Consider the following 8,206-nt stretch of genomic DNA (forward strand, 5'->3'; position numbering starts at 1 on the left):
CCCCTGCCCGTCCCCCTTCCAGGCCCGCGTCAAGACAAATCCAGCCCGTCCGGCGTTAGAGGACATCCTTGCCCCGCACCCGCCCACCGGGCCGGGGGCAATCCCAGCCCGTCCGGCGTTTGAGGACGTTGGTGAGTGGCACCGTCCACCGGGCGGAGGCTGGCCCAACCCGAGGCGGGGGCTCGTCCAGTTCCCCGGCGGCGTGAGGGGGGTGGGGTCGGAGGAGGTGCGTGTGGCCGGACGTAAAGCGTGTTTTGTGGCGCATGACTACCGTGAATGTTCGGGGTTCCCGAAGGCGCCGTAAAACATGCAGTCCGGACATACGTACCTCCGGAGGCCCCGCCCCCCGTCACTACGACAAACCCAGCCCGTCCGGCGATTGAGGACATCAGTAAGCCGCACCCCGGCACCGGGCAGACGTAGCCTCAAGAACATGCACCACGACCAACACCTCGGCCTGCGCGAACGCAAAAAGCGCCGCCAGCACCAGGTCATCTCCGACACCGCCATCGCGCTGTTCACAGCGCACGGCTTCGACCGCGTCTCCGTCGCCCAGATCGCCGCCGCCGCCGACGTCTCCAAGCCCACCCTCTTCCGCTACTTCCCCACCAAGGAAGACCTCGCCCTCCACCGCTTCGCCGACCACGAGGACGAGCCCGCCCGCGTGGTCACCGGCCGGGCCGGCGGCACAGGTCCGCTCCAGGCGCTGCGGCGGTACGTGCTCGACGGGCTCGGTCGGCGCGATCCCGTCACGGGGCTCAGCGACCACCCGCAGGTGCTCGCGTTCCACCGGCTGCTGTACGGGACGCCGAGCCTGGTCGCCCGGATGTACGGGTACCAGCAGCGCAGCGAGGCCGCGCTGGCCGCCGCGCTCGGGGGCGGGATCGAGGGCGCCCTCGCGGCGGGGCAGATCGTCGCCGTGCTGCGGGTCCTCGCGCTGGAGAACTGGCGCCGCGTCGCGGCGGGCGAGAGCGCCGACGACGTGTATCCGGACGCGGTCGCGGCGGCGGAGCTGGCGTTCGGGCGGTTGCGCACCGGGTGGCGGGACGGGCCGGGTGATGCTCAGTAAAATATGTTACCGAGTTACGTTATCCTTGGCGGAATGACCACCCCGGACCTTGACCTCGTCCGCGAACTCGACCGTGAACGGACCTACCACCAGACCTGCCGCACCGCCCTGACCGGCATGGTCGACGACGCGGCCCAGCAGGTCGTCACCGGCGAGAACGCCTTCGCCTCCGGCGCCGACGCCGAGGTGCTCGGGCGCCATCTCCGCAGCCGCGCCAAGGAGTTGCGGCTCGAACCCGACAGCCCGCTCTTCTTCGGGCGCCTCGACTTCGACGGCGCGGCCGGTGACCACAGCCGGCAGAGCTATCACATCGGCCGCCGCCGGATCAGCGAACACCCCTCCGCCCCACCCTTGGTGGTCGACTGGCGCGCCCCCGTCTCGCGCGCCTTCTACCGGGCGAGCGCGAGCGACCCCCAGGGCGTCGCCGTGCGGCGGCGGTTCGGCTGGGCGCCGTGGAGCAAGGGGGAGCCGGAGGACCTGACCAGCCTGGAGGACGAGCACCTCGCGGGGCCGGAGACGGAGGGCGGCGCGGCCCCCACCGGCGCCATCCTCACCGGCGAGATCGAGCGCCCCCGCGTCGGCCCCATGCGCGACATCGCCGCCACCATCCAGCCGGAGCAGGACGAGCTCGTACGGTCCGAACTCGCCCGCTCCGTCTGCGTCCAGGGCGCCCCCGGCACCGGAAAGACCGCCGTGGGCCTGCACCGGGCCGCGTACCTGCTCTACACCTACCCGCAGCGGATCCAGCGCGCCGGACTGCTGATCCTCGGCCCCAACCGCACGTTCCTCGCGTACATCTCCGAAGTACTGCCCGCCCTGGGCGAGATCGGCGTACGGCAGTCGACCGTCCGCGACGAGATCGCGCGCCATCCGGTGCGTACGGAGGACTCGGACGCGGCGGCGGCCGTCAAGCACGACGCGCGCATGGCGGAGGTGCTGCGCCGGGCGTTGTACGGGAGGGTGTCGCGGCCCGTCGAGCCGCTCACCGTTCCGGACGGCTCGTACCAATGGCGGCTCGGGGTCGAGGAGTTGGCGGGGATCGTCGACACGGTACGGGCCGAGGCCCCGCCGTACGCGACCGGGCGGGAACGGGTCCGCAGCCGGGCGGTCCGGGCGCTCCAGCTCCAGGCGGAACGGCGGGCGGGGCCGCGGTCCGCGCTGTGGGCGCGGAAGGTGAGCACGTCGCGGGGGGTCACGGCGTATCTGGACCGGGTCTGGCCGAGGACGACCCCGGAGGAGGTGCTCGCGGTGCTGCTCGCGGACCCGGAGGCGCCGGGCGGGCCGTGCGACGGCATCCTCGACCCGGCCGAACAGCGGGCCGTCCGCCGCCCGCGCCGGGGTGTGCCGTCCGCGCGGACGGCCAGGACGCTGCCCTGGTCGGCGGCCGACCTCGTCCTGCTGGACGAACTCGCGGGCCTGATCGAGCGTCCCGAGGGATACGGCCACGTGGTCGTCGACGAGGCGCAGGACCTGTCCCCGATGGAGTGCCGCGCGATCGCGCGCCGCGCGGAGTTCGGTTCGCTGACGGTGCTGGGCGACCTGGCGCAGGGCACGACGCCATGGGCGGCGCGTTCGTGGCCCCGACTCCTCGCGCACCTGGGCCGGCCGGAGGCCGCCGTGGTCCCGCTGACCGTCGGTTTCCGGGTGCCGGGGGCGGTGGTGGAGCTGGCCAACCGGCTGCTGGGGGCGCTGGACGTCGACGTACCGCCGTCGCGATCGCTGCGGTCCGACGGAGAGTTGACGGTCCGTCAGGTCGATGAGCTGGTGCCCGCCGTGGTCCGTACGGTACGTGCCGCGCTCGCCCACGAAGGGTCGGTGGGCGTCATCGCGGACGCCCCGGAGGCGGACCGGCTCCGTACCGCTCTCACGGCGGCCGGCATTGCCACGGCGACCGCCGACGAACTCGGCACGACGGCGGCCCGGGTGACGGTCCTTGCCGCGAGCGCGGCGAAGGGCCTGGAGTACGACCACGTCGTCCTGGTCGAACCGGCCGCGATCGCCGGCGCGGAGGCACGGGGACTGCACCGCCTGTACGTGGCGCTGACGCGGGCGGTGTCACGCCTGGACATCGTCCATCACCTGCCGCTGCCGGGGGAGTTGGGCCAGCCGCCGGACGGACGCTGACGGCCCGCCGTCGGGCGGCCGGTACGGAGGCGATCGGGCCCGGCAGCCCTCAAACCGCCGTCGGCCGGGGGGTGTTCGCCCGTACGGCGTCCGCGATCGCCCGCGCGACGCCGGCCGGCGGGCCGGTGCGTATCTCGGCCCAATACGCCGCGGTGAGGACCGTCTGCGGGACTGCGAGCACCCCGCCGACGTAGTCGAGCACCTGCGCGGCGGTCTCCACGACGATGCCGCGCCCGGGCCGCCTCCAGGCCGAGACGTCGCGCACGTCCGGCAGGGCATACCGCCGGCCCGTTAACCGGTTGTGGCGCGCCGTCGCTCTCTGTTCTAATCCCCCGACAACAAAGCAAGTCGACCCAGGAGATGGTTATGCGCGGAACGTCGGAGTCCCACCCCACGGTAATTTTCGCCTACCTGGAGGACCTGACGCTCTGTGAATACGCTGAACCTGGGAATTCTGGCGCACGTCGACGCCGGTAAGACAAGCCTGACCGAGCGGCTGCTGCACACCGCCGGTGTCATCGACGAGATCGGCAGCGTCGACGACGGCAACACCCAGACCGATTCCCTCGCGCTCGAACGGCAACGCGGCATCACGATCAAATCCGCCGTCGTCTCGTTCGCCGTCGATGACGTCACCGTCAATCTGATCGACACCCCCGGCCACCCGGATTTCATCGCCGAGGTGGAGCGGGTGCTGAGTGTGCTCGACGGTGCGGTGCTCGTCGTGTCGGCCGTCGAGGGGGTGCAGGCGCAGACGCGGGTGCTCATGCGGACGCTGCGGCGGCTCCGTATCCCCACCCTCGTCTTCGTCAACAAGATCGACCGCCGGGGCGCGGCGTACGAGCCCGTCCTGCGGGCCCTCGCCGAGAAGCTGACCCCCGCGATCGTCCCGATGGGCCGCGCGAGCGGCCTCGGCACGCGGGTCTCCGCCTTCCGTCCGTACGGGCCCGGCGACGCGGCCTTCACGGAACGGCTGGCCGACGTGATCGCCGACCACGACGACGCCTTCCTGGCCGCGTATGTGGACGAGGAGGCGCCGATCTCGTACGGGCGGCTCCGGGACGGCCTCGCGGCGCAGGTCAGGCGGGGTCTCGTGCATCCGGTGTACTTCGGCTCCGCCGTCGACGGTGTCGGGGTGGACGCGCTGACCGCCGGTATCAGGGAGTTGCTGCCGCCCGCCGGCGGCGATCCCGAAGGCCCGGTCGCGGGCACGGTCTTCAAGGTCGAGCGGGGGCCCGCCGGGGAGAAGATCGCGTACGTACGCCTCTTCTCCGGGACCGTGCGGGTGCGCGACCTGCTGCGTTTCGGGAGGCCCGGGGGCCGGGCCGGCGGCGCGGCGGACGAGGAGGGCAAGGTCACCGCGATCAGCGTCTTCGAGCAGGGCGCGGCCGAACGCCGCGACGAGGTGGTCGCCGGGCGGATCGGCAAGCTCTGGGGGCTGGGGGAGGTCCGGATCGGCGACGCGGTGGGAGAGCCGGACGGCGATCCCGGCGGCGACCCCGGCCCCGGCCACTTCTTCGCGCCGCCCGCACTGGAATCCGTCGTCGTCCCCACCCGCCCCGCCGACAAAGGCGCGTTGCACGTCGCGCTCGGCCAACTCGCCGAGCAGGACCCGCTGATCAACCTCCGCCAGGACGACGTACGCCAGGAAGTCCTCGTCTCGCTCTACGGCGAGGTGCAGAAAGAAGTCATCCAGGCCACTCTCGCCGACGACTTCGGTATCGATGTCGCATTCCGCGAGACGACCACCGTCTGCGTCGAACGGCCCCTCGCGACGGGCGAGGCGGTCGAGATCAAGGGAAAGGACATCAATCCCTTTCTCGCCACCATCGGACTGCGCGTGGATCCCGCGCCCGTCGATTCCGGGGTGGAATTCCGGCTGGAGATCGAGCTGGGATCCCTGCCGTTCTCGTTCATCAGGGCGATCGAGGAGACCGTCCACGACACCCTGCGGCAGGGCCTGTACGGATGGCAGGTCACCGACTGCGTGGTCACCCTGACCAGGTCGGGCTACTCCCCGCGCCAGAGCCACGCCCACGCCGTCTTCGACAAGAGCATGTCGAGCACGTCGGGGGACTTCCGGAACCTGACGCCGCTGGTCCTGGTCGCCGCCCTGCGGGAGTCGGGGTGCGGGGTGTACGAGCCGATGCACCGCTTCGAACTCGAGATCCCCGCCGACGCGTTCGGCGCGGTCCTGCCCGTCCTGACGAGCCTCGGGGCCGTACCGTACGCGCCGGAGACGCGCGGCGCGGTGTGCCTGGTGTCGGGGGCGATCCCGGCGGCCCGGGTCCACGAGCTGGAGCGGCGGCTGCCCACCCTCACGCACGGCGAGGGGGTGCTGGAGTGCGCCTTCGACCACTACCGGCCGGTCCAGGGGGCGATCCCCGTACGGTCCCGGGCGGACCACAACCCGCTCGACCGCAAGGAGTACCTGCTGAAGGTCGTACGGCGGGCGGGCGGGAGCCGGTGAGGGTACGGCGGGTCACACCGGGCGCGCCGCCCGGGACGCCCTGGCCGCCCGCGACGACTCGATCATCTCCAGCGACACCTGCCACAGCCGCGCCGCCGCCTCCGGGTCGAGCGCGTGGTCCGCGACCCCGCCGGGCGGCGTCCCCGGTACGTACCGCGCCGCCTCGTCGCAGTCCTCGAAGTACCGGCCCCCGACCCCCTCGACCAGCGGCGAGGTCGCGACCAGGACCGCCGTGGCCGCGCCCTGCCGCGGGGTCTTGAACGCGCCTTCCACGGCCACCGCCGCGTCGAGGTCCTCCTTGCTCATGTGCCGGGTGAGGTTCGACAGGATCGGGCCGGGATGTACGGCGTTGACGGTGATGCCGTCCCCGGCCCACCGCCGGTTCGCCTCGACCGCGAACAGGACGACGGCCGACTTGGACTGGGCGTACGCGATCACCGGGTCGTACGGCCGGGTCCAGAAGTGGATGTCGTCGAAGTCCACCCCGGCCCGTACGTGCCCGCGTGAGCTGAGCGCGACGACCCGTGCCCGGTCTCCCGCCGCGAGCGCCGGGTACAGGCCGGTGGCGAGCGCGAAGTGGCCGAGGTGGTTGGTGGCGAACTGCGTCTCCCACCCCTCCGGCGTCCGCCATTCGGGTGTCATCATCACACCCGCGTTGTTGACGAGGATGTCGAGCGGGCCGTGCCAGGCGGCGACGAAGGCCGCCACCGAGGCCTGGTCGGCGAGGTCGAGCGGGGCGACGGCGAGGTGCTTGTTGCCGGTGGTCGAGGCGATGTCCCCGGCGGTCCGCTCACCGGCCGTGACGTCCCGTACCGCCAGGGTCACCTCGGCGCCAGCCCCCGCCAGGGCGCGGGCGGTCTCGACGCCGATGCCGGAGGACGCGCCGGTCACGATCGCGCGACGGCCGGTGAGGTCGGTGCCGGCGACCACCTCGGCCGCCGTGGACTCCGCGTCGAACGGGGTGGTGACGCGTGGTGCGGGCTCGGTCATGGTGCTGCCTCTCTCTGCTGCCTGCTGCCTGCTGCCTGCTGTCTGCGGGTGCGGGTGCGCGTGCTGGTGCGGGGTGCCGTACCCCCGTACTCCCAGGGGTCCCACACCTCCAGCGAACCACCGGCGGGGCGCTTCGGCAGGGCGGTACGGGGTCCGCTTCCACCGGGGGTCCGGCAGTACCCCCCTCGCGGCGCGGGACTCCGTACGAGACACCTCGCCCGGCGCGACGATCTGACGCTCTGTGAAGTGACAGACACTCAAATGACCTGTCCGGAGCGGAAGATGACGGGAACGACCGCCGCTCACGCTTCATGCGCGACACAGTGATCGGTAGTATCCGCCTGTGACTCCCTCCCCACTGGACCCGCTGTTCTGGGCGCCGCTCCTCGTCGTCGTCCTGGTCGGATCCGGGACGCTGATCCGTCGGTACCGCAGAGCCGCACGAAGCGCCGAGGAACGGATCAAGGCCCTCCACCGCGAGATCGACATGCGCGACGCCGAGGCCAGACACCTGGCCCACACGCGCGTACCGACGCTGCTCCGGGGCATCTGGCAGGGGCGCGACACCGACGAGGTGCCCGCCGCGCTCCACCCGGCGCTGGCCGGAACCCCGTTCCTCGCCACGCACGAGGCGGTGCTCCAGCAGTTCCGTGAGGTGACCACCCAGGCCACCGGGCGCGCCGAGGACGGTGCCAAGGCCGCCGTCTCCACCGTGACCCGCTCCATGCAGGGGCTGTTGAACGACACGACCAACGCGATCGACGCGATGCTGCGCCGGCACCACGACCCGGCCGTCCTGGCCGACGCCAACGACATCGACCACGCGAGCAGCCAGCTCGTGCGCCGCGCCCAGGCCGTGAACGTCCTGACCGGCTCCTGGCCGGGCCGCCAGCGCCGGGACTCGCCGCTGCTGGACGTCGTCCGCGGCGGGGTGTCGAAGATCCGTGACTACGACCGGGTCAAGATCACCGGCGAGCCCGCGTACGGGGTGGTCAGCGGCGTGGTCGAGCCCGTCGTGCTGGCCATCGCCGAGCTGCTCGACAACGCGGCCCGCCACTCCGAGCCCGGCTCCGACGTCCAGGTCTGGTTCGTCCAGGCCCACAACGGCGTCAGCGTGATGATCGACGACTCGGGCGTCGGCCTCAAGCCGGAGGCGAAGGAGGCGGCGGCGCGGCTGCTGAGCGGCGAGGAGGAGGTCCGGCTGACGCAGCTGGGCAGCCGCCCCAAGTTCGGCTTCCCCGTGGTGGGGGTCCTCGCGAAGCGGTACGGGTTCCGGGTCGCCGTCGACCAGGATTCGATCTACGGCGGGGTACGGGCCGGGCTCTTCCTGCCGTCTGCGCTGCTGGTCACGGTGGACACCGAGGAGCCGCGCGCGCGGCCGCACGGCCGGACCGCCGCCGAGGAGCGGTCGGCGGAGGCCGTGGAGAGGACCCCGGACAAGGTCACGGACAAGGCCACGGACAAGGCCACGGACGAGGCCGCCGAGAAGTCCGCGGAGAAGCCCGCCACGAAGCCCGCCACGAAGTCCGCCACGAAGTCCGCCACGAAGTCCG

At 72.4% G+C, this 8,206-nt stretch carries 5 protein-coding genes and 1 pseudogene; 4 read left to right on the forward strand and 2 right to left on the reverse strand.

Features of this window, described 5'->3' with window-relative positions; translation table 11 throughout:
* The first annotated feature begins 433 nt into the window (after positions 1-433).
* Both GT042_RS09465 and GT042_RS09470 read left to right on the forward strand, forming a co-directional pair.
* Complete coding sequence (locus tag GT042_RS09465) at positions 434-1,069, forward strand: TetR family transcriptional regulator (protein ID WP_161308260.1); 636 nt, start codon at positions 434-436, stop codon at positions 1,067-1,069.
* A 33-nt stretch (positions 1,070-1,102) separates the two neighbouring features.
* Positions 1,103-3,193: an ATP-binding domain-containing protein gene (locus GT042_RS09470; RefSeq protein ID WP_161308261.1), complete on the forward strand. Its 2,091-nt coding sequence runs from the start codon at positions 1,103-1,105 to the stop codon at positions 3,191-3,193.
* Between the two features lie 130 nt (positions 3,194-3,323).
* On the opposite strand, the pseudogene GT042_RS09475 reads toward GT042_RS09470, so the two are convergent.
* Positions 3,324-3,425: pseudogene (locus tag GT042_RS09475) on the reverse strand (ATP-binding protein); the annotation flags it as partial.
* Positions 3,426-3,623: 198 nt separating this feature from the next.
* Here GT042_RS09475 and GT042_RS09480 point away from each other — a divergent pair.
* Positions 3,624-5,663 (forward strand): TetM/TetW/TetO/TetS family tetracycline resistance ribosomal protection protein, encoded by a 2,040-nt coding sequence (locus GT042_RS09480; protein WP_161308262.1) that lies wholly within the window; start codon positions 3,624-3,626, stop codon positions 5,661-5,663.
* A 12-nt stretch (positions 5,664-5,675) separates the two neighbouring features.
* On the opposite strand, the gene GT042_RS09485 is transcribed toward GT042_RS09480, so the two are convergent.
* A complete protein-coding gene (locus GT042_RS09485) occupies positions 5,676-6,653 on the reverse strand; it encodes an SDR family NAD(P)-dependent oxidoreductase (RefSeq protein WP_161308263.1) in 978 nt (325 codons plus the stop codon).
* A 343-nt stretch (positions 6,654-6,996) separates the two neighbouring features.
* On the opposite strand from GT042_RS09485, the gene GT042_RS09490 reads away from it, so the two are divergent.
* Positions 6,997-8,206, forward strand: a 1,210-nt coding sequence (locus GT042_RS09490; protein ID WP_161308264.1) for an ATP-binding protein, incomplete at its 3' end; no start/stop codon positions are given.

It is taken from the genome of Streptomyces sp. SID3212 (assembly GCF_009865405.1).
Lineage (GTDB): Bacteria > Actinomycetota > Actinomycetes > Streptomycetales > Streptomycetaceae > Streptomyces.